At 29.9% G+C, this 22878-nt stretch carries 24 protein-coding genes; 14 read left to right on the forward strand and 10 right to left on the reverse strand.

What is annotated here, in order from left to right:
• The first annotated feature begins 1 nt into the window (after nucleotide 1).
• Nucleotides 2-1378 (forward strand): AmpG family muropeptide MFS transporter, encoded by a 1377-nt coding sequence (locus VP90_RS04265; protein ID WP_262589867.1) that lies wholly within the window; start codon nucleotides 2-4, stop codon nucleotides 1376-1378.
• The gene (locus tag VP90_RS04270) at nucleotides 1368-2111 is read left to right on the forward strand and encodes a C40 family peptidase (protein ID WP_262589868.1); all 744 of its coding nucleotides are present in this window, start codon (nucleotides 1368-1370) and stop codon (nucleotides 2109-2111) included. Before VP90_RS04265 ends, VP90_RS04270 begins: the two co-directional genes overlap by 11 nt.
• Here VP90_RS04270 and VP90_RS04275 read toward each other — a convergent pair.
• Complete coding sequence (locus tag VP90_RS04275) at nucleotides 2108-3004, reverse strand: prephenate dehydrogenase (RefSeq protein WP_262589869.1); 897 nt, start codon at nucleotides 3002-3004, stop codon at nucleotides 2108-2110. The two genes, VP90_RS04270 and VP90_RS04275, sit on opposite strands and share 4 nt — an antisense overlap.
• Nucleotides 3005-4087 carry a histidinol-phosphate transaminase gene (gene hisC, locus VP90_RS04280; RefSeq protein WP_262589871.1) on the reverse strand — a complete coding sequence of 361 codons (1083 nt, stop codon included), beginning with the start codon at nucleotides 4085-4087 and terminating at the stop codon, nucleotides 3005-3007.
• 192 nt (nucleotides 4088-4279) lie between these two features.
• Here hisC and metX point away from each other — a divergent pair, with 192 nt between their 5' ends.
• The 12 genes from metX (at nucleotide 4280) to VP90_RS04340 (ending at nucleotide 13309) form a co-directional block, all read left to right on the forward strand.
• A complete protein-coding gene (gene metX / locus VP90_RS04285) occupies nucleotides 4280-5410 on the forward strand; it encodes a homoserine O-acetyltransferase MetX (protein ID WP_262589872.1) in 1131 nt (376 codons plus the stop codon).
• The gene (gene metW, locus VP90_RS04290; protein WP_262589873.1) at nucleotides 5400-5996 is read left to right on the forward strand and encodes a methionine biosynthesis protein MetW; all 597 of its coding nucleotides are present in this window, start codon (nucleotides 5400-5402) and stop codon (nucleotides 5994-5996) included. Before metX ends, metW begins: the two co-directional genes overlap by 11 nt.
• Complete coding sequence (gene gloB, locus VP90_RS04295; protein ID WP_262589875.1) at nucleotides 5997-6716, forward strand: hydroxyacylglutathione hydrolase; 720 nt, start codon at nucleotides 5997-5999, stop codon at nucleotides 6714-6716.
• A gap of 66 nt (nucleotides 6717-6782) precedes the next feature.
• Nucleotides 6783-7181: a 50S ribosomal protein L21 gene (gene rplU, locus VP90_RS04300; RefSeq protein ID WP_262589876.1), complete on the forward strand. Its 399-nt coding sequence runs from the start codon at nucleotides 6783-6785 to the stop codon at nucleotides 7179-7181.
• 14 nt (nucleotides 7182-7195) lie between these two features.
• Nucleotides 7196-7450, forward strand: a complete 255-nt coding sequence (gene rpmA, locus VP90_RS04305) for a 50S ribosomal protein L27 (RefSeq protein WP_075506491.1) — start codon at nucleotides 7196-7198, stop codon at nucleotides 7448-7450.
• A 26-nt stretch (nucleotides 7451-7476) separates the two neighbouring features.
• Nucleotides 7477-8460, forward strand: a complete 984-nt coding sequence (gene cgtA, locus VP90_RS04310; protein WP_262589877.1) for an Obg family GTPase CgtA — start codon at nucleotides 7477-7479, stop codon at nucleotides 8458-8460.
• Nucleotides 8450-9556, forward strand: a complete 1107-nt coding sequence (gene proB, locus VP90_RS04315; RefSeq protein ID WP_262589878.1) for a glutamate 5-kinase — start codon at nucleotides 8450-8452, stop codon at nucleotides 9554-9556. The genes cgtA and proB overlap by 11 nt, the downstream gene beginning before the upstream one ends.
• Entirely contained in the window at nucleotides 9557-10807 is a 1251-nt protein-coding gene (locus VP90_RS04320; RefSeq protein WP_262589879.1) for a glutamate-5-semialdehyde dehydrogenase, read from the forward strand.
• The gene (nadD, locus tag VP90_RS04325) at nucleotides 10803-11330 is read left to right on the forward strand and encodes a nicotinate (nicotinamide) nucleotide adenylyltransferase (protein ID WP_425321979.1); all 528 of its coding nucleotides are present in this window, start codon (nucleotides 10803-10805) and stop codon (nucleotides 11328-11330) included. The genes VP90_RS04320 and nadD overlap by 5 nt, the downstream gene beginning before the upstream one ends.
• 17 nt (nucleotides 11331-11347) lie before the next feature.
• Nucleotides 11348-11698 carry a ribosome silencing factor gene (gene rsfS, locus VP90_RS04330; RefSeq protein WP_075506496.1) on the forward strand — a complete coding sequence of 117 codons (351 nt, stop codon included), beginning with the start codon at nucleotides 11348-11350 and terminating at the stop codon, nucleotides 11696-11698.
• Nucleotides 11695-12831, forward strand: a complete 1137-nt coding sequence (locus VP90_RS04335) for a S41 family peptidase (RefSeq protein ID WP_262589881.1) — start codon at nucleotides 11695-11697, stop codon at nucleotides 12829-12831. Before rsfS ends, VP90_RS04335 begins: the two co-directional genes overlap by 4 nt.
• Before the next feature lies 1 nt (nucleotide 12832).
• Nucleotides 12833-13309: an RNA pyrophosphohydrolase gene (locus VP90_RS04340; RefSeq protein ID WP_262589883.1), complete on the forward strand. Its 477-nt coding sequence runs from the start codon at nucleotides 12833-12835 to the stop codon at nucleotides 13307-13309.
• On the opposite strand, the gene atpC is transcribed toward VP90_RS04340, so the two are convergent.
• The 8 genes from atpC to odhB all read right to left on the reverse strand — a co-directional run bounded on the left by atpC (nucleotide 13302) and on the right by odhB (nucleotide 22876).
• Nucleotides 13302-13694 (reverse strand): ATP synthase F1 subunit epsilon, encoded by a 393-nt coding sequence (atpC, locus tag VP90_RS04345; protein WP_262589884.1) that lies wholly within the window; start codon nucleotides 13692-13694, stop codon nucleotides 13302-13304. The two genes, VP90_RS04340 and atpC, sit on opposite strands and share 8 nt — an antisense overlap.
• The gene (gene atpD, locus VP90_RS04350) at nucleotides 13694-15112 is read right to left on the reverse strand and encodes a F0F1 ATP synthase subunit beta (RefSeq protein WP_262589885.1); all 1419 of its coding nucleotides are present in this window, start codon (nucleotides 15110-15112) and stop codon (nucleotides 13694-13696) included. The genes atpC and atpD overlap by 1 nt, the downstream gene beginning before the upstream one ends.
• A 2-nt stretch (nucleotides 15113-15114) precedes the next feature.
• Complete coding sequence (locus VP90_RS04355) at nucleotides 15115-15987, reverse strand: F0F1 ATP synthase subunit gamma (RefSeq protein ID WP_075506072.1); 873 nt, start codon at nucleotides 15985-15987, stop codon at nucleotides 15115-15117.
• 6 nt (nucleotides 15988-15993) lie between these two features.
• Nucleotides 15994-17529 (reverse strand): F0F1 ATP synthase subunit alpha, encoded by a 1536-nt coding sequence (gene atpA, locus VP90_RS04360; RefSeq protein ID WP_262589886.1) that lies wholly within the window; start codon nucleotides 17527-17529, stop codon nucleotides 15994-15996.
• A complete protein-coding gene (atpH, locus tag VP90_RS04365; protein ID WP_262589887.1) occupies nucleotides 17530-18087 on the reverse strand; it encodes an ATP synthase F1 subunit delta in 558 nt (185 codons plus the stop codon).
• A gap of 108 nt (nucleotides 18088-18195) precedes the next feature.
• Nucleotides 18196-20151, reverse strand: coding sequence for a replication restart helicase PriA (priA, locus tag VP90_RS04370; protein ID WP_262589888.1), 1956 nt, complete (start codon nucleotides 20149-20151; stop codon nucleotides 18196-18198).
• A gap of 22 nt (nucleotides 20152-20173) precedes the next feature.
• Nucleotides 20174-21574, reverse strand: a complete 1401-nt coding sequence (gene lpdA / locus VP90_RS04375; RefSeq protein WP_262589889.1) for a dihydrolipoyl dehydrogenase — start codon at nucleotides 21572-21574, stop codon at nucleotides 20174-20176.
• Nucleotides 21575-22876 (reverse strand): 2-oxoglutarate dehydrogenase complex dihydrolipoyllysine-residue succinyltransferase, encoded by a 1302-nt coding sequence (gene odhB / locus VP90_RS04380; RefSeq protein ID WP_262589891.1) that lies wholly within the window; start codon nucleotides 22874-22876, stop codon nucleotides 21575-21577.
• Nucleotides 22877-22878: the final 2 nt, after the last annotated feature.

The following is a 22878-nucleotide window of genomic DNA, read 5'->3' on the forward strand; positions in this document are numbered from 1 at the left end:
TATGTCTGAAATAAAAAAAACATCCTGGTTAGAATCCATCTCAGTTTACAAAGATATCCGAATGCTACGAATTTTATTACTTGGTGCAATCAGTGGATTTCCTTGGGTCTTGATTGCAAGTAGTTTAAGTCTTTGGTTAAAAGAAGAAGGATTAAGTAGATCTACTATTGGATGGGCAGGACTAATTTTTGGAGTTTATGCTTTTAATTATCTTTGGGCACCAATTATAGATAGAATTCAAATTCCTTTCTTAACTAAAAAATTAGGTCACCGAAGAGGATGGATTGTTTTAATGCAATTAGTAATTCTATTAAGTTTACTAGTTTGGAGTATTATAAATCCTACAGAAAACTTAGCGTTAATAATTACAGTTGGATTGATCATCGCTATTGCATCAGCAACTCAAGACATAACAGTAGATGCATTAAGAATTGAACAAATTAAAGAAAATGAGGGAAAATCAATGGCAGCAGGTGCTGCTATGGCTGTAGTTGGTTGGTGGACAGGCTACAAATTAGGTGGTGTAGTTGCTTTATTTACTGCAGAGTTCTTTGAAAATATTGGTATCCAAGATTACTGGCAAGCGACTTTTTTAATATTAGGTGTTCTAATTATTTTAATGAATATTGCTCTGATGTTTGTTCACGAACCAGTAGAAACTGACAGACAATCAAAACAAAAGGAAACTGATAACCTAATTAAAGGTAAACTAGGATCTAACAATATTATTACAACTTTTGTTGCCTATATAACTGGAACAATTGGTGGGCCTATTATTAGCTTCTTTAAAAAAAATGGTTTTGCCATAGCTGCAGGAATTTTAGGATTTGTCTTTTTATTTAAAATTGGAGAAGCATTCATGGGTAGAATGTCGATTGTATTTTATAAAGAAATAGGCTTCTCAAAAGGACAAATAGCAATTTATTCAAAAGGATTAGGTTGGATCACAACTGTCGTATTTACTTTAATTGGTGGGGTAATGGCCATGAGGGCTGGAACTATAAAAACTATGTTCTTTGCTGGAGGATTAATGGCGATTACAAACCTGTTATTTGCTGTCTTAGCATGGACTGGTAAATCTGAACTATTATTTGCAATAGCAGTTATTGCTGACGATATTACTGCAGCTTTTGCAACTGTTGCTTTTGTAGCTTTTATTTCTTTACTTGTTGATCGAACATATACAGCAACACAATATGCATTACTTGCATCTATAGGTACTGCTGGGAGGACAACTTTAGCATCATCATCAGGAGCTTTGGTGGATTGGTTAAACGGAGATTGGGGAACATTTTTTGTCTTAACAACAATTATGGTAATTCCTTCACTAATATGTTTATGGATGATAAAAAATAAAATTAAAATTGGTGCAAAATAAATTTTATTTTACAGGAAGTTTTTCTAATATTTATAAGAAATCCTCTAAATTTTCAGAAGTAACTTCACAAATATTGTATGGCGAGAAATTTAAAATTTTATCTAAAACTAAAAATTGGATAAAAATAAAATCTAGTTTTGATAATTATACCGGGTACATTCAAAATAAAAATTATTCAAAAGAATTTAAAGCTAATTATAAGGTAAGTAGTTTAAAAGCAAATATCTATAAAAAACCAAATATAAAAACTAACATTTTTCTGTCTTTTGGATCAAAGTTGTCAGTTAAAGAAACTAATAAAAATTTTGCCAGAATTGATAAAAATAAATGGATTAAAAAAAAAGATATAAAAAAAATAAATTATAAAGAAAACAACTTCATTAAAATCTTTAAAAAATTTTTGAATATAAAATATATCTGGGGTGGAAAAAATTATAGAGGAATAGATTGCTCAGCCTTATTACAAATATTTTACTATTATAATAATAAGTTTTTTCCTAGAGATACGAAAGATCAAATCAAATATTTAAAAGCAAACATAAAAAGAAATTATCAAAAGGGAGACATCATTTTTTGGAAGGGGCATGTTGCAATGTGTTTAAATTCCAAGCAATTAATACATGCATATGGGCCTGAAAAAAAAGTATTGATCATGCCTATAATTAAGACAATTAGAAGAATTGAAAATACAGCTAAACTTAAAGTTAAAAAAATAGCTAAAATTAAAATTTAGCTTCTTCCAAAATCTGGCTTATTAATATCTTGTTTGAGTTTGATTATTTTTGATCTGACTTTTTTAGTTTCAATAAGCTTGTTAATAATAGATTTATTATTTTTTGAATTAATATCAGATTTAAATGATTTTAAATTTTTAATAAATAAATCAATAGCATTTGAAATATTTTTGTTGTTGTTGAAAAAAATATCTCGCCACATAATCTCATTAGAAGCTGCTATTCTTGAAAAATCCCTTAGTCCTCCTGCACTATATTTAATTAAATCATAGCTTTGTTTTTTCTCAAAATCTTGAGCTGACTTAACTAAATTATATGCAATTAAGTGAGGCAAATGACTAGTTATTGAAAAAATTTTATCATGTTTTTCAGGTGACATGATTGTTACTTTTGATCCAATTTTCTCCCAAAATTTTTTTAGAAAATTCAAATTTTTTTTGATTGTATTCTTTTCTTTAATTAAAATACACCATCTACCCTCGAACATATTACTCTTTCCATGCTGAGGTCCACTTACTTCAGAACCAGCAATTGGATGACTGGAAGTCCATGCAATTCCTTTTTTTAAAAATTTTTTTATTATTTTTGATGATTCAATTTTTGAAGAACCAACATCAGTAATTAATGTGTTAGGTGAAATATAATTATTTATTTTCATAATTATATTTTTGTATTCACTCATAGGTGTACAAAAAATAATAAAATTAGATTTTGCTACAGCTTCTTTTAATGAACTAACTACTTTTCCAGGTAATTTAAGATTTTTAACTCTTGATATATTCTTTTTTGACTTTTCATAAATATATATCTTATCTGCTAGTTTATTTTTGTGTATAGATCTTAAAACTGAAGATCCAAGTAAACCACACCCTATGATTAAAATATTTTTCATTTAATTAAAAATCTTTTTCACTGCATTCATGAATATTAAATTTTCTCTAGATGAGCCAATAGTTAATCTCAATTTGTTTTTAATATGATAACCATCTTCAGTAGATCTTAATATAATTCCTTTATTTTTTAATTTTTTGTAAAGAAAATTTGCTGAATATTTACAGTCATCAAAATTTAATAGTAAAAAATTTGCTGATACAGCGTTTGAAAAAATATTATATTTTTCGAGAAATTTTTTTAATCTATTTGCATAATTTAAATTATGTCTAATAGACTTCTGAATAAATTGCTTATCCTTCAAAGACTCTGCGGCCGCAACTTGGGCCAAACCATTTACATTAAAAGGTGGTTTAATAACATTTAACGCTCTAATTATTTGTTTCGATCCATATCCCCAGCCAATTCTTAATGAGGCCAAACCAAACATTTTAGAAAATGTTCGTAATATAAATACGTTGTCTTTGTTTTTAAATAATTCTAAACCAGAGCTGTAATCATCATTTTTCATATATTCTGAATACGCATCATCAATTACTAATAAAATATTTCTATTCAATTTTCTTCTGAGTTCTAATGTCTCTTTTTTAGTTAAATATGTTCCTGTTGGATTGTTTGGATTTGCAATAAAAACTATTTTGGTTTTCTTAGATACTTTCTTCAATATTTCTTCAATTGAAACTTTAAGATTATTTTCTTTTGCAAATACAACTTTTGCACCAACAATTTTTGCATAAATCCTGTACATTAAAAAGCTATATTGAGGAACAATCACTTCATCCATTGGATATAGATATAATTGACATAACATTTGAATTACCTCGTCAGAACCTGCTCCACATATTATTTTATCAAAATTGCATTTATACGCTTTAGATATTGCCATTTTAAGATTGGTAGACTTTCCATCTGGATATTTATCTAATACTAAATTTTTTTGAGATATTGCTTTTTTTGCTAATGGGCTCATCCCTAAAGCAGACTCATTAGCTGACAATTTAATGATCTTTTTAATTTTGTTAATTTTAGATTTGCCAGGCTTATAAGCTTCTATATTAAATTTTTTAAATTTAGGCGTGCTCATTTTTTTTATTTTTATGAGCTCTTTATAGATAAAAAAACAAATATTTATAGAGAATATGATCTTATTTTAAAAAATTGACATAAATTACAAGTTCTTGTACAAAATTTATGCGCTGATTTAACTGAATTGCGAGCGCTTAAAAAAAACCGCTAAAATAGTTTTTTTTCTCACAATTCATCTAAAGGCTTTAAAATGAATACAGAAAAAAATATTAAGACATTAATTGTAAAAAAACCTCTTAAATTAGATTGTGGTAAAACTATAAACAATTTTCCAATTGCATTCGAAACTTATGGGTCTTTAAATGAGAATAAAGACAATGCTATATTAGTATTTCATGCACTAACTGGAGATCAATTTGTAACTGGTTTAAATCCTGTTACTAAAAAAGACGGTTGGTGGAGTTTTGCTGTAGGTCCAGACAAAGCAATAGATACCAATAAATATTTTGTTATTTGTTCAAATGTAATTGGTGGATGTATGGGATCTTATGGACCAAGCCATAAAGATCCTGAAACACAGAAAACTTTTGGAACTGATTTTCCAGTTATTACAATTAATGACATGGTGAATGCACAATATAATTTACTTGAACACTTTGGAATTGATAAACTATTTGCAATTACCGGAGGTTCAATGGGAGGTATGCAAGTTCTTCAATTTATCACCAACTTTCCTGATAAAGCTAAAACTGTTATACCCATTGCTACAACTTCAAGTCATTCAGCACAAAATATTGCTTTTAATGAACTAGGAAGACAAGCAATCACTGCTGACAGCGATTGGAAAGATGGAAATTATGAAGCTAATAACACCAACCCAGGTAAAGGGCTTGCTGTTGCAAGAATGGCAGCTCATATAACTTATCTCTCAAAAAAAGGTTTGCAGGAAAAGTTTGGGAGAAAATTGCAAGAAAGAGAAGATTTGAAATTTGGTTTTGATGCAGATTTTCAAATTGAGAGTTATTTGAGATACCAAGGATCTGTGTTTGTAGATAGATTTGATGCAAACAGTTACCTCTACATAACTAGGGCTATGGATTATTTTGATTTAGTTAAACAATATAATGGAAATTTGTCTGATGCATTTAAAAATACAAAAGCTAAATTTTTTGTTATTTCTTTTACTTCTGATTGGCTTTATCCAACCCAAGAAAATAAAGATATTGTTATAGCTTTAAATTCTATTGGAGCAGATGTTGGTTTTGTAGAAATTGTATCTGATAAAGGTCACGACTCTTTTTTATTAGATGTACCCGATTTTTTAAATGCTCTGAAGAATTTCTTAGACAAATCTTATATAGAATTAAAAAATGAAAAATGAATTTAAAGTAATATCGGATTTAATTGAGGATAATAAAAAAGTTTTAGATGTAGGTTGTGCAGATGGAACTTTGATGCAATTTTTAAAAGAACATAAAAATATAAATGTAAGAGGGCTAGAAATTTCTAAGGAAAAAGTACAAGAATGTATTGCAAAAGGATTAACTGTAATAGAAGGTAACGCAGAGAAAGACTTAAAACAATTTCCTGATAAATCGTTTGACTATGTAGTATTGAGTCAAACACTCCAAGCATTTTTAAGCCCTGAAATTGTTTTAGATGAACTTTTAAGAGTTGGAAAAAAAGCAATTGTAACGATACCAAATTTTGGTAATTGGCAAGTTAGATTGCATCTATTATTTAAGGGCACAATGCCAATAACAAAATCTTTGCCAGAACAATGGCACAGTACACCTAATTTACATATGTGCACAATTAAAGATTTTGTAAATTTTATAAAATTTAAAGAAATTAAAATGATAAAAACTTTAGCTTTAAATAGTAACAACACTTCAAATATAACAAATAGTAATTTAGGAACTAAAAATTTATTTGCTGATCTTGGAATATTTTTAATAGAAAAATAAATGAAAGTTGAAATTATACCGTGCCTACAAGATAATTATAGTTATTTAATTATTGATAATGAAAAACAGGAAGCATGTGTTGTTGATCCAAGTGAAGCTAAACCAATAATCAATTACTTAAACGATAAAAATATTAAATTAAAATATATCTTAAATACTCATCATCATTATGATCATGTTGGGGGTAATACTGAATTAAAAAAAAAATTTGGATCTGTTGTTTTAGGATTTAATGGAGATGCAAAAAGGATACCAGAGATTGATATCTTGTTAAAAGATAATGAAATTTGGAATAGTGGAAATTTTAAAGCTAAAATTATTCATATCCCTGGACACACAACAGGACATATTTGTTTTTATTTTTTTGAAGAAAACTTACTATTCACCGGAGATACTCTCTTCTCACTTGGATGTGGTAGAATTTTTGAGGGTACATATGAACAAATGTATAACTCTTTAAGTAAATTAAAATCTTTACCTAAAGAAACAAAAATCTATTGTGGCCATGAATATACTTTAAATAATTCAAAATTCTGCTTAAAACATGATTCTGAAAACTCTTCTTTGTTAAAGAAAATAGAATTTATAAAACAACAAAGAAATAATAATTTACCTACTATTCCATCAACCTTACAAGATGAAATTGATTGTAATATTTTTTTAAGAGCTAATGACCTAAAATCCTTTTCAAAATTAAGGGATTTAAAGGATAATTTCTAACTAATTCAGCTTGACTATGGGCTTCCGGTAACTATATTGCGATTACTTAAATTTAATATTCATACTATGTCATACGCAGTAATAAAAACAGGTGGTAAACAGTACAAAGTTAAATCTGGTGAGATAATAAAAATTGAAAAATTACCAGATTCAAAGCCTGAGACTAAGATAGAATTTAATGAAATCCTAGCATATGGGGATGATAAAAATATTGAAGTTGGAACTCCTAATGTTGAAGGTGCTAAGGTAGAGGCAGATTTAATTAAAAATAGTAAAAATAGAACAATTCTAATTTTCAAAAAAAGAAGAAGACAAAATTCAAGAAGAAAAAATGGACACAGACAACAATTTTCTTTGATAAGAATTAACAAAATTTTTTCAAAAGATGGTAAAGTATTATCTGAAGCTGAAAAAATTAAACCAGCTCCCAAAAAAGAAGAAGTTAAGGAAGCTGGAAGTAAATAGTTATTAGGTAAATTATGGCAACAAAAAAAGCAGGTGGATCATCGAGAAACGGACGAGATAGTGCTGGTCGAAGACTTGGTGTTAAAAAATACGGTGGAGAAACTGTAATACCTGGAAACATAATTGTTAGACAAAGAGGAACAAAAATTTTTCCTGGCGAAAATGTTGGAATGGGAAAAGATCATTCAATTTTTTCTGTTATCAAAGGTAAAGTTGTATTCAAAAAATCTAAATTAGATAGAACTTACGTTTCAGTAAAACCCAATTAATAGTACAACCAAGAAAATGTTGTATTATGAAATTTCTCGATCAAGTTAAAATTTATATTAAGGCTGGAAACGGTGGTGACGGCTCACCAAGTTTTAGAAGAGAAAAGTATGTTGAGTTTGGAGGACCTGATGGAGGTGATGGAGGCAGGGGTGGCTCTATCATTTTAAAATCAGAAGAAAACTTAAACACTTTAATTGATTACAGATATCAACAACATCATAAAGCTCAGCGTGGAGAGAATGGTTCTGGCCAAAATCGAACAGGTAAAAGTGGTGATGATTTGGTTTTAAAAGTTCCTCTTGGAACTCAGGTATTTGAAGAAGATAACAAAACTCTATTATTTGATTTTAACAAAAAAGGAGAAGAGTACATTGCGGCTAATGGTGGCAAAGGTGGTTTGGGAAATACTAGATTTAAAAGTTCTACAAACAGAGCTCCAAGAAAATTTACGAAAGGAACTTTGGGTGAAGAGTTTACAATTTGGTTACAACTTAAAACAATAGCTGATATCGGAATTATCGGATTACCTAACGCAGGAAAATCAAGTTTGTTAGCAGCACTTACAAACGCAAATCCTAAAATCGCTAATTATAAATTTACAACACTCAATCCTAACTTGGGCGTTGCTAGCTATGATGATAAAGAAATCACAATAGCCGATATACCAGGATTAGTAGAAGGTGCCCATGAAGGTGTTGGGCTTGGGATACAGTTTTTAAAACATATAGAAAGATGCAAATCTTTATTACATTTAATTGATATTACTAATCTTGATCTTAAGGAATCTTATGATCAGGTTAAAAATGAACTTAAAAATTACAGTTCTAAAATGCTTGAAAAGAGAGAGTTAATTGTGTTTAACAAAATAGATTTAATTGATGAAGACACAGCTAAAGATGTAATTGATGATTTCTCTAAAGATAAAAATTGTGAGATAATGACTATGACAACTTTAAATAAAGAGTCGGTTTCAAAAATTAAGGCAAAATTATTATCCTATGTATCTTAAAAACTCGAAAATTATTGTTATTAAAATTGGTTCATCTTTATTAGTTGATGAAAATAAAAAAATTAGAAAAAAATGGCTTTCAAGCTTTGCGAGGGACATCAAAAAACTAAAAGATAAAAATCAAAAAGTAGTCATTGTTAGTTCAGGTGCTATCGCTCTTGGATGTAAAAAAATGAATTTTAACAAAAAAAATATTAAGTTAGATAAAAGTCAAGCAATTGCCTCTATTGGCCAAATTGAACTAATGAATTTATTCTCTCAGACCTTCTCAAAATTCAAATTAAATATTTCACAAATTTTGTTGACTCTAGAAGATACGGAGGAACGAAGAAGATCCTTAAATGCCAAAAGAACATTCGAAAATTTATTCGAACTTGGATTTATCCCAGTTGTTAATGAGAATGATACAATTGCAACAACTGAAATAAAATATGGAGATAATGATAGATTGGCATCTAGAGTAGCTCAAATTACAAACGCCGATACATTAATTTTACTTTCAGATGTAGATGGCCTTTTTACAAAAAATCCAAAAGTAAATAAAGACGCTAAACTAATAAAAATAGTAAATGATATAAACAAAGACTTAAAAGAAATTAATATCAAAGGAATTAATGAATATGGAAGTGGAGGAATGCAAACAAAAATTGAAGCTGCTAAAATTTGTCAATTAGCTGGCAGCAGTATGATTATTGCAAACGGACTGTATTCAAATCCTATTTCAAAAATTATTGAAAAAAATAATTGCACATGGTTCAGCCCAAAGGTCTCTAAACTTCATGCTAGAAAAAAATGGATAATTAGCTCAATTGCACCTAAAGGAAATCTTGTAATTGATGATGGAGCCAAAAAAGCGTTAAAGCTTGGAAAAAGTTTACTGGCTGCAGGTATTAAAAATGTATCAGGAAGATTTAACAAAGGTGATCATATAAAAGTTTTAGATAAAAAAAATAATGAATGTGCTAGGGGTTTAAGTTCTTTTTCTTCTGATGAAGTAAAAAAAATTATGGGACACCATTCGAATGAAATTCAAAAATTACTTGGTTATGTTGCAAAATCTGAAGTTATTCATAAAGATGATATGGTAGAAGTATAAATGAATAATTATATGAATTTAATCGGTAAAAGAGCAAGAAAAGCAAGTCAATATAAAATAGACACAAAAGTTAAAAATAGTGTTTTAGCCTCCTATGCTAAAATGCTTGACGAAAACAAAGGTTTAATAATTAAAGAAAATACTAAAGATATTAATTATGCAAAAAAAATAGGATTAAAAGAAAATTTAATTAATAGACTTCATTTAAATGAGAAAAAAATAAACGACATCAGAAATTCTATTATTAGTATTATTAGATTTAAAGATCCCATTAATCATGTTCTAGAAAAGTGGAAAAGACCCAATGGATTAAATATTAGTAGAGTATCAATTCCAATAGGAGTTATTGGTGTAATTTATGAAAGTAGGCCAAATGTTACATCAGATGTTGCGGGTTTATGTTTCAAATCAGGTAATGCAGTAATCTTAAGAGGAGGTTCTGAGGCAATCAATTCAAATAGAATTTTATCAAAACTTTTTAGAAAAGCGCTCAAAAAAAATAAAGTAGATGAAAACTTTATACAATTTATAGACTCTAAAAACAGAAAGATGGTTGATGTAATGCTTTCCAAAATGAAAGAATATATTGATGTTATAATTCCACGTGGTGGAAAAAATCTTGTAAGAAAAGTTCAAGAACTTTCTAAGGTTCCTATAATTGGTCATCTTGAGGGTATTTGTCATACATATGTCGACAAAGACGCTGAATTAAAGATGGCAAATAGAGTTGTTACTAACGCAAAATTAAGAAACACCAGCATATGTGGGGCGACTGAAACCATTATTCTACATAAAAATATTGTTAAAAAATTTAGCAATACAATCCTGGGCAATTTAGAGAAAAATGGTTGTAAAATTTATGGAGAAAAGACTTTGGCTAAATTTTATAAGGGTAAAATTTTTAAAGCTACTGAAAAAGATTGGTCTACAGAATATTTAAGCTCAGCAGTTTCTGTCAAAATAGTAAACAACCTCAGTGAAGCTATAAATCATATTAATAAGTATGGAACAATGCATACAGACTCAATAATTACAAAAAACAAAAAAACAGCTAATCAATTTCTAAAAGAAGTCAAAAGCTCTATTGCTATGCATAACACTTCAACTCAATTTGCAGATGGAGGTGAATTTGGGTTCGGAGGAGAAGTTGGAATTTCTACCAATGTACTACCACCAAGAGGGCCTGTAGGACTTAATCAACTTGTTTCATACAAATACCAAATTACAAGTAACGGTAAAATAAGAAATTAATTTGAAATCAAATAAGACAAAAATAGGAATTTTAGGAGGATCATTTGATCCTGCACATAAAGGTCATCTAGCTATTTCAAAAGAAGCAAAAAAAAGATTTGAGCTTAAAAATATTATTTGGGCAATAACAAAAAAAAATCCTTTTAAAAACCAGAGCAAAACCTCAGTTACTGAAAGAATAAAATTCTGCAAAAAAATTATTGGTAACAATTCATTTATAAAAGTGAGATTTTACGAAAATAAAATTAATTCAAATAAAACAATTGATTTAATTAATCATTTAAAAAAAAATAAAAATATTGAAATCTATTTTTTAATGGGAGCAGATAACTTAATAAATTTTCACAGATGGTATAAATCAAAATCTATTTCACAAAAGTGTAATATTTTAGTTTTCGATAGACATGGCTACAAAAAAAACTCTTTAAAATCAAAGACATTTAGGGCTCTCGGTAATACCACCCTCAAATTCATAGAGTTTAATAAAGTCAACATTTCATCTTCTCAATTAAGAAAAATTTGATAGTCTAAATTTAATTAATGGATAAAATTTCAGATCTCAAAGAAATTGTAATCACCACATTAGATCTTAACAAAGCTGAAGACATAGTAACTATTGATCTAAAAGATAAAAGTTCGATGGCAGATTATATGATAATAGCAAGCGGTACATCATCTAGACATATACAGTCTTTATCTGAACAAGTGTTAGAAAAACTTAAAGATAATGGAATTAAAGACTCTAAAATTGAGGGTAAAGAAAGTGGTGAATGGAAATTGGTAGACGGTATAGATCTAATCGTTCATATTTTTCATCCAGAGAAAAGAAAATTTTATGAATTAGAAAAAATCTGGTCAGAATTTATTCCTAAAGAAAAAGTAATGATATGAAAATAATTAAATATTACTCAATTATTTTCTTATCATTTTTTTATTTAAGTTCAGCAAACTCTTCTGAAGTAGATATTTACAAAAAAATAGATTTATTTGGTGAGGTTTTAGAAAAAATAAATAGAGAATATATTGATGAGATCAATCAATCTGAGAGCATGGACTCTGCTATCAATGGCTTACTTCAATCTTTAGACCCTTATTCCTCTTATATGTCTCCTGAGATTCTGGAGGAAATGCAAACTGAAACTAGCGGTGAATTTGGTGGCCTTGGAATTGAGGTAAGTATGGAAGCAGGAGTTGTTAAAGTTATTTCACCTATTGATGACACACCAGCGTCAAAAGCTGGATTAAAAGCTGGTGATTACATTGTGAAAATTAATGATACCCAAGTTCAAGGGAAATCTCTAAGTGAAGCTGTTGATTTAATGCGAGGCCCAGTAGGTTCAAGTATAGAATTAACAGTTAGACGAAGAGGAGAAAAAAAAGCACTAACATTTAATATCACTAGAGAGATAATTGAAATTCAATCAGTTAAGTCAGAGTTATTAGAAGAAAATATTGGCTATATTAGATTAACTTCATTTAATGAAAACAGTAGTGATCAAATAGAAAAACAAATAAAGAAATTAAAAAAAAATAAAAATCTAAATTCATTTATTTTGGATTTAAGAAATAATCCAGGTGGATTACTAAACCAAGCAATAAGAATATCTGATTTCTTTTTAGAAAATGGTGAAATTGTCTCCACTAAAAGTAGAAAAAAATCTGATAATAGAAAATGGTTTGCAAAAAAAGGAGACATAACTGACGGAAAAACATTATTAGTACTGATAAATTATGGATCAGCTTCAGCATCAGAAATTGTTGCAGGAGCTTTAAAAGATCACAAAAGAGCAATTGTTATAGGTGAAAACAGTTATGGTAAAGGTTCAGTTCAATCTATTATTCCTCTTAAAAATAGAGGCGCAATACGTTTAACTGTTGCAAAATATTATCTTCCATCTGGGAAATCTATATCTGAGGTTGGTGTACGTCCAGACATTGAGGTGAATGAAGAAGGTGATAATTTTAAAATAAGAACTGACACTGATAATCAACTAAATTACGCAATTAAATTACTCAACGGATAAAATGAAAAAAGATTTACATAATCTTCCACTAAGAAGTGGAGTAGGAATTGTTGTGTTAAATAAAGAGAACAAAGTGTTTGTTGCCAAAAGAATAGATAACCCCAAAAATTTTTGGCAAATGCCGCAAGGCGGTGTAGATGAAGGTGAGGATTTTTTAAAAGCTGCTTACAGAGAACTTGAGGAAGAGACCAGTATTAAAAATGTTGAATTAGTAAAAGAATTAGATGGAACCATAACTTATGAACTTCCAGATAGATTGCTTGGTTTGATTTGGAAAGGAAAGTACAGAGGTCAAAAACAAAAATGGTTTTTAATGAGATTTGTTGGATCAGATAGTGAAATAAACATCAAAACTAAACACCCTGAGTTTTTAGAGTGGAAATGGGTAGAGCTAGACAAAATTACAGACTTAGTGGTTGATTTTAAACTACACGTGTACAAAGAAGTTAAAGATAAAGTAAAAAAAATTCTTAATTAAGAGTTTTTAAAACTTCAATTTTTTGATCTACTAAATATTTAGCTTGATCATTAATATCTAACTTTCCCGCCTCTTCCTCAGCTTTTTTCAGTAAATCCTGTTGAACAGATTTATCCATATCAGACAAATTATAAATTGAGCTTGTTAGAATAGATAAATTATTATTTTTAAACTCTACTATACCATCCTCAACATAATAATTTTCATCACCAGATTTTGAACTTACTTTGATAATACCTGGTTTTAAAAATGAGATAATTGAAATGTGATCTTTTAATATCCCCATTTCTCCCTCAAAAGCAGGTACTACTACTTCCGATACATCTTCTTTGACCAAAAAAGATTTTTCAGGATTTACTATCTCAATTTTAAATTCTTCGCTCATTAAGCTGCAGCTTCTTTTTCCATTTTTTGAGCTTTTTCAATAGCTTCTTCAATTGTACCTACCATGTAAAAAGCTGCTTCTGGCAAGTGATCATATTCACCCTTACAGATTGCATCAAATCCTTTGATTGTAGATTCAAGATCAACTAATTTTCCTGGTGAACCTGTAAATACTTCCGCAACAAAGAATGGTTGAGATAAAAATCTTTGAATCTTTCTTGCTCTTGCTACAACTAATTTATCTTCCTCAGATAATTCATCCATACCAAGGATAGCAATAATATCCTGAAGTGATTTATAAGATTGTAAAATTCTTTGTACATCTCTCGCAACTCTATAGTGCTCATCACCAACTATTCTTGGATCTAAAATTCTTGAAGTAGAATCTAATGGGTCTACTGCAGGATAAATACCAATTTCAGCTATTTGTCTTGAAAGTACAGTAGTAGCATCCAAGTGAGCAAATGATGTCGCAGGCGCTGGATCAGTCAAGTCATCAGCTGGAACATAAATCGCTTGTACAGAAGTAATTGATCCTTTGTTTGTAGTTGTAATTCTTTCTTGAAGATTACCCATATCAGTAGCTAATGTAGGCTGATATCCTACAGCTGAAGGAATTCTACCTAATAAAGCAGATACCTCTGAACCAGCTTGAGTAAATCTAAAAATATTATCAACGAAGAATAAAACGTCTTGTCCTTCTTGATCTCTAAAATATTCTGCAACTGTTAATCCAGTTAAAGCAACTCTTGCTCTTGCTCCTGGGGGTTCATTCATTTGTCCATAAACCAATGCAGCTTTAGAACCAGGGCCATCTTGCTTAATTACACCAGATTCCATCATCTCATGGTAAAGATCATTTCCTTCTCTAGTTCTTTCTCCAACTCCAGCAAAAACTGAAAATCCACCATGAGCTTTTGCAACGTTGTTAATTAATTCCATAATTAAAACTGTCTTACCAACACCAGCACCTCCAAATAGTCCAATTTTTCCTCCTTTGGCATATGGTGCTAATAAGTCGATAACTTTAATACCAGTAACTAATATTTCAGTTTCAGTCGATTGATCATTAAATTCAGGTGCAGCTCTGTGAATAGGCCAGCTTTCTTTAGTTTTAACCTCACCTCTTTCGTCAATTGGCTCACCAATTACATTAATAATTCTACCTAGTGTTTCTGGTCCAACAGGTACCTGGATAGGAGCATTCGTATTTACAACTTCGTCTCCTCTTTTTAGTCCTTCAGTAGCATCCATTGCAATAGTTCTTACAGTAGTTTCTCCTAAGTGCTGAGCAACCTCTAAAACCAATCTATTGTCACCATTTTTACATTCTAATGCTGTTAAAATTTCCGGTAATTCTCCTTCAAATTTTACGTCTACTACCGCTCCAATAACTTGTGTGATTATTCCTTTACTCATAATTATAAACTTTCTGCTCCTGATATGATTTCTATTAGTTCTTTAGTAATTGCTGCCTGACGACTTCTATTATATTCGATAGTAAGTTTGTCAACCATTTCACCTGCGTTTCGGGTTGCATTATCCATTGCACTCATTCTGGATCCTTGTTCGCTAGCTGAATTCTCTAACATTGCCTTAAATATTTGTGTTGAAATATTTTTTGGCAACAAATTGCTTAAAATTTCATCTTCATCTGGTTCAAATTCGTAACTTTCATCTGAACTATTTTCACTTCCCTCATCATTTAAAGGAATTATTTGTTGAGCCTGTGGGATTTGTGTAATTACATTTTTAAATTTATTGTAAAAAATTGTACAAACATCAAATTCACCTGCTTCAAATTTTTCAATAATAATTTTTCCTACCTTATCTGCATCAAAATAATTTGCATTTTTCGACTCTTTAAATGAAATATTTTCAATTATTTTATCACCATAAATTCTCTTAAGCTGGTCATTGCCTTTTGAACCTACAGTGATAATTTTAAGCTCTTTATTCTCATCTAAAATTTTAGAAAAGTAACTTTTTGCTTTCTTAATTATATTGGAATTAAAACCACCACATAGACCTCTATCTGATGTCATAACAACACAAAGATGAACTTTGTCTTGTCCTGTACCAGCTAATAACTTTGGTGCATTTTCTTTATCTGAAATTCCACTAGAAAGGTTTAAAATTACATTGTTCATTTTTTCTGAATAAGGTCGTCCTTTTTCAGCACTTTCTTGTGCTTTTCTTAATTTTGCAGCTGCAACCATTTTCATAGCCTTAGTAATCTTTTGTGTAGATTTTACACTAGCTATTCTTTTTTTTAGGTCGTCTAAACTTGCCATATCAAATTAAGATTTAAGGGTTTCCTTTAATTGAGTAATCAGTTCAACTAACAACTTTTCTTTATCTTCTTCAAGTTTTCCTGAACTTTGTATCGACTCAATAATCTCAGGTTTTTCTGATTTACATTTCTCAATGATTTTACTTTCAAAACCAGCAACATCTTTTAAATCGATATCATCAAGATATCCTTTAACACCACAGAAAACCGAAATTACTTGTTCAGCAACTGTCATTGGAGAATATTGCTTTTGTTTTAGAAGCTCAGTTAATTTTGATCCTCTATTCAATAACTGTTGAGTAGAAGCATCTAAATCTGAACCAAATTGAGCAAATGCTGCCATTTCTCTATATTGAGCAAGCTCAAGTTTCATAGATCCTGAAACTTTTTTCATCGCTTTAGTTTGTGCGGATGAACCTACCCTTGAAACTGATAAACCAACGTTAATTGCAGGTCTTATTCCTTGGTTGAATAATTCAGTTTCTAAGAAAATCTGACCATCCGTAATTGAAATTACGTTTGTTGGAATAAACGCAGATACATCTCCACCTTGAGTTTCAATAATTGGAAGTGCTGTTAAAGATCCTCCGCCATGTTCATCACTCAATTTTGCAGCTCTTTCTAATAATCTACTATGTAAATAGAATACATCTCCTGGATAAGCCTCACGTCCTGGAGGTCTTCTAAGTAAAAGTGACATTTGTCTGTAAGCAACTGCTTGTTTTGATAAATCATCGTAAATAATCAACGCGTGCATTCCATTATCTCTGAAATATTCACCCATAGCACAACCAGTATATGGAGCTAAAAACTGAAGTGGTGCTGAGTCTGATGCTGTTGCAGCAACAATTGTTGTGTATTCCATTGCACCAGCTTCCTCTAAAGTTTTTTGAATTTGTCTAACAGTTGATCTTTTCTGACCTACAGCAACATAAATACAATATAATTTTTGTTTTTCATCGCCTGATTCATTGATCTTTTTTTGGTTTATGATTGCATCAACTGCAACCGCAGTTTTTCCTGTTTGTCTATCACCAATAATTAATTCCCTTTGTCCTCTTCCGATTGGAACCAAACTATCAATTGATTTTAAACCTGTTTGCATTGGCTCATTAACTGATTGTCTAGGGATAATTCCAGGAGCCTTAACCTCTACTCTGCTCTTCTGTACACTTTTATCTAATGCACCCTTTCCATCAATTGGATTTCCCAAACCATCGACTACTCTACCTAATAACTCTTTTCCAACTGGCGTATCAACAATTTTTCCAGTTCTTTTTACAACATCACCTTCTTTAACATTTCTGTCATCACCAAAAATTACAACACCAACGTTTTCGCTCTCTAAGTTTAGGGCCATACCTTTAGAGCCATCAGAAAATTCAACCATCTCTCCAGCCTGAACATTGTCAAGACCGTAAATTCTAGCGATACCATCACCAACTGATAAAACTTGACCTACCTCAGTAACCTCTGCTTTATCTCCAAAATTTTTTATTTGTTCTTTTAATATTTTTGTAACTTCTGAAGGATTTATTTCCATTTATGCCTCTATCATTCTATTTTCGATTTGTTGTAATTTACTTTTAATTGAGGTGTCAACCATAGTACTCCCTACCTGTACTACTAAGCCTCCTATTAAACTTTCATCATGTTTGTAGTTTAATTTTATTTTTGAACTAAAGTTTTTAGTTAATTCTTCCGTAATTTGTTTAATTTCTTCATTAGATAATTGTTTAGCAGATCTTAATTCAGCTTTTAGCTCTCCTCTTTTTTCTGAACAGATCTCGATGAAACTTTTAAGAATTATTTTTACAAAAAAGAACCTTCTCTTTTGAATTAAGAAACTTAAAAAATTTTTTAACAATTGATCAAATTTATAATTTTCTGAGATTGTATTAACTACTTTTAATAAATCATCTTGGCTTGTAGTTGGATCTTTTATTAAATTTGAGAAATCTTGGCTTTGTTCTAGCAATTTTAAAACTGAGAGTGACTGTTCTTCTATTTGGGATGTAACGTTGCTTTCAGTAGATAATTCATAAAGCGCAAGTGAATACCTTTCTGCTGAAGTAATTGAAAATCCTGTGTCTTTGCTCAACTTGATACCTCTAAAATATTGAAGATTATTTAAAAATCACGCTCTAATTAGCATATGACCTTTATGTCTTCAAGTGACTGATTGACGAAAAAGTCCTCTTTTTTGGGCCTAATTGAAGTTAATTGGATCAACATCAACTGAAAGTTTTATTCCTTTAGAAAATTTGTATTTTGGAACTGATTTTGCAATAGCATTTTGTAGTTTCATAGATTTTGAACCTCTAATTAAAAATCTGACCCTAAAATTTCTTTTTAGTCTAAATATAGGAGCCTCAACTGGACCCAATATATTTCCCTCAATTTTATTTTCTAAATAATTTTTAAAGTCATAAGCCTCTTTTTCTAATTTTTTTTGATTTTCACCAGTCATGATCAGGGAAATAAATCTTTGATAAGGTGGAAGTTTATTTTTTTTTCTAATTTCTAGTTCTCTTTTTAAAAATATATCAGGATTTTTATTTGTAATTTCTAAAATCATATTCTTATTATTATTATAAGTTTGAAAATATACTGTTGCAGGTTTTCCTGTTCTTCCAGCTCGTCCTGATAACTGATGATATAACTGCAAATTTTTTTCTGCACCTCTTAAATCATTCCCGTTAGCTGATAGATCAATATCAACAACAACAATACAATTTAAACTTGGAAAGTGAAATCCTTTAGAAATTAATTGTGTACCAACTAATATTTCAGTTTGATTATTTATAATTCTTTCTAATTTATTTGATGAGTCTTTTTTATTCATTGTGTCACTCGAAAAAATTTCAACTTCCTTATTAGGAAATTTTTTTTTAACTTCCTCAGATATTCTCTCTACACCAGGTCCACTAAAGACAAAATTACATTCATCCTCTTTTGAGCAATCTCTTTTTAAATCAGTTTTAAAACCACAATAATGACATAATAAATTATTTTTATTTTTATGATAAACAAGATTGATAGTACAATTTGGACAAGAATAACTTGTTAAACAATTTTTGCACAACGCATGGGGTGAAAAACCTCTTCTATTTAAAAAGAATAAAACCTGATCTTTTCTCTCAAGGTGAAAATTTACTTTTTCAATTATTTTATCTGATAACCATGATTGTTTTTCAAGTTTGGTTTTATTAAGATCTATAATTTCATAATTAGGTAATGAAGCATTTTTATATCTCTCTGTAAGTCTTGATAAGGAATATTTTCCTTTTTGAATATTTTCAAAAGTTTCAATTGATGGAACAGCTGTAACTAAATTAATTGGTATATTTTCAAATGAAGCTCTAGAGATTGCCATATCTCGTGCATTATAAATTACACCCTCATCTTGTTTGAATGATTGATCGTGCTCTTCATCTACAATTATCATACCTAGATTTTTAAAAGGTAAAAATAATGATGATCTTGCTCCTATAATTACTTTAACTTCTCCATTTGATATTCCACTCCAAATTAATTCTTTCTTTTTTTTTGAAACTCCTGAGTGCCACACAGCTGCATTAAAACCAAAATATTCATTAAATTTTTTTTCAAATTGACCTGTTAAACCTATCTCAGGTAACAAAATTAAGCCCTGATATCCTTGTTTTATAAGGTTTTTTAAAGCTTCAAAATATACAAGAGTTTTACCTGATCCTGTTGTTCCTTGTAACACGTGTACTCTAAAATTTTGGTTAGTGCTTACCATTTCTTCATATGCTTTGATTTGATCTTTGGTTAATTTTATAGATGTATTTTTAATCTTACTTTTAAAATTATTATAAGAACTTAGCTCCTTATTTTCTATTGCATGACTACTTAATAAAATAAGCTTTAGAGCCATTCCTTTTGGAATAATATTGTACTCTGAAAACCAGTTTAAAAATTTAATAGTATTTTTTTTTAGAGGAGTCACATCTAACTTCCTCAAAACTTTTTTTATTTTAAACGTTTTGTTGCTATTTTTTTCAAATTCATCCCAAACTACACCTGTAATTTTTGATTTACCAAAAGGAACTTCCACATAGTCTCCCAATTCGAGATCAATACTACTTTCATAAGTAAATGGATGATCAAAAATATTAGGTAAAAGAATCGGAAATTTCATATTTTTATAATATGAAAAAAAATTAAGAGTGTATTGCTCTTTTATCTACTGATAATGCAGCTTCTTTAACTGCTTCTGAAAACGTTGGGTGTGCATGACACGTTCTCGCTATATCTTCTGAACTTGCACCAAATTCCATAGCTACACCAATTTCTGCAATTAATTCTCCTGCGTGAGGACCTATAATATGAGCTCCTAATACTTTATCTGTTTGCTCATCTGCTAAAATTTTTACAAATCCTTCAGCATCATCAATTGCTTTAGCTCTAGAATTTGCCATAAATGAAAACTTACCAACTTTATATTTTTGATTGAGTTCTTTTAATTGTTCTTCTGTTTTTCCTATAGATGCAACTTCTGGAGTTGTATATACGACACCAGGAATTGTATCATAGTTAACATGTCCAGATTGCCCTGCAATATTTTCAGCAACAGCAATTCCTTCATCTTCAGCTTTATGAGCTAGCATTGGTCCTACTATTACATCGCCAATAGCAAAAATATTTTCGACATTTGTTTTAAAAGTTTTGTCAGTTTTTATTCTTTTTCTTTCATCTAAATCAATTCCTACTGCATCTAAATTTAATCCATCAGTATTTGGCTTTCTTCCAACAGAAATTAATACCACATCACATTCAAAATTGTTTTTATTGCCATCTTTATCTACTGTTGAAACAACTGCTCCGTTGTTATTTTTCTGAATTGTTTCAACTTTGTTTTGCATATTAAATTTAATGCCTTGTTTTTTTAAGATTTTCATAAACTCAGATGAAATTTCTTTATCCATTCCAGGTGTAATATGATCTAAGAATTCTACAACCTGAACTTCTGAACCTAATCTCGACCAAACTGAACCCATCTCTAAACCAATGTAACCACCTCCAACCACAACCATTTTATTTGGTACTTTTTCTAATTTTAAGGCCCCTGTAGAGGAAACAATTACTTTTTCATCAATATCAATTCCAGGTAATGAAACTGGTACAGATCCGGTTGCTATTACTGTTTTTTCTGACTCAATAATTGTCTCATTATTCTTATCATCTTTAATTAAAATTTGATTTTTTGATTTAAAGCTTCCGTGACCTTTAAAATAAGTAACTTTGTTTTTTTTTAAAAGAAATTCAACACCTTTAGTCAATATTGTTACAGCTTTATCTTTACTTTTCATCATCTTTTCAAGATTAAGTTTCACCTCACCTATCTCGATACCCTTATTGGATAAATTTTTAACTTTATGAAATTCTTCAGAGAGATTTAATAAACTTTTTGAGGGTATACAGCCAACATTTAAGCAAGTTCCACCTAGTGAACCTCTAGACTCTATGCATGCTGTTTTCAAACCTAATTGTGCAAGCCTAATCGCACAAACATAACCACCAGGCCCTCCTCCAATAACTACAGCTTGAAATTTTTCTGACATTTAAATATCCAAAAATAATCTTCTAGGATCTTCTAGATTTTCTTTAATCATTTTTAAGAAAGAAACAGATTCTTTGCCATCAATAATTCTGTGATCATAAGAAAGAGCTAAATACATGATAGGTCTTATTTTTATTTCACCTTCTACTACCACAGGGCGCTCTACAATGTTGTGCATACCTAGAACACCTGATTGAGGTAAGTTTAGAATTGGAGTTGATAACATTGATCCATACACACCACCATTACTGATAGTAAATGTTCCTCCTTGTAAATCTTCAATTGTTAATTTTCCATCTCTAGCTTTTTCAGAAATATCTTTGATATTTTTTTCAATATCTGCAAATGAAAGCTCATCTGCATTTCTTAAAACTGGAACAACTAAACCTTTATCCGTACCTACAGCAAAACTAATATTATAATAGTTTTTATATATAATTTCATCGCCATCAATTTCAGCATTAACAGCAGGGAAATGTTTCAAGGCCACTACACATGCTTTAACAAAGAATGACATGAAGCCTAATTTAATTCCATATCTACTTTGAAAGTCTTGTTGATTTTCTTTTCTCATTTCCATTATATTTGTCATGTCAACTTCATTAAAAGTTGTAAGTAATGCAGCATTTTCTTGAGCTTGTTTTAATCTCTTAGCAATTGTCTGTCTTAGTCTAGTCATTTTAATTCGTTCTTCTTGACCATATTGAATTTTTCTCTCTGATGGTTTTGGATTTGCTCCCATTAGACCAATTAAATCTCCTTTTAAAACCTGACCATTTTTTCCTGAACCTTGAACTGAATTAACATCAATATTATTTTCAGTAACAATTTTTCTGACAGCAGGAGACAAAGTATCATTTTTATTATCTATTACTGGCGCTGGTTTTGGTGCTACTTCCTCAGTCAAAACTAAGGGCTTAGGTTTTTGAATTTCTGTTTTTTTATCTTCAAAAATTTCTGGTTCTTTTTTATTTGTATCTAATTTTATTACATTGTTTTCAGGAGGAGCTTCTTCAACTTGTTTGGGTTCCTCTTTTTTTTCAGTTGGTATCACTTTTGCTGAACCATTTTCCGAAACAGAACCTAATAAAGCTCCAACTTCCACTGTGGAGCCATCTTGTGAATTAATTTCTGTTAAAACACCAGTTATTGGTGATGGGACTTCTAAATTAACTTTGTCAGTTTCAAGTTCTACAATTGGTTCATCAGCTTCAACTGCATCTCCGGTTTTTTTTAACCATTTTGCAACCGTTGCTTCTGTAATACTCTCACCAAGTACTGGAACTACTATTTTTTCACTCATTA

The organism is Candidatus Pelagibacter ubique HIMB140, assembly GCF_025558165.1.
Lineage (GTDB): Bacteria > Pseudomonadota > Alphaproteobacteria > Pelagibacterales > Pelagibacteraceae > Pelagibacter > Pelagibacter ubique_T.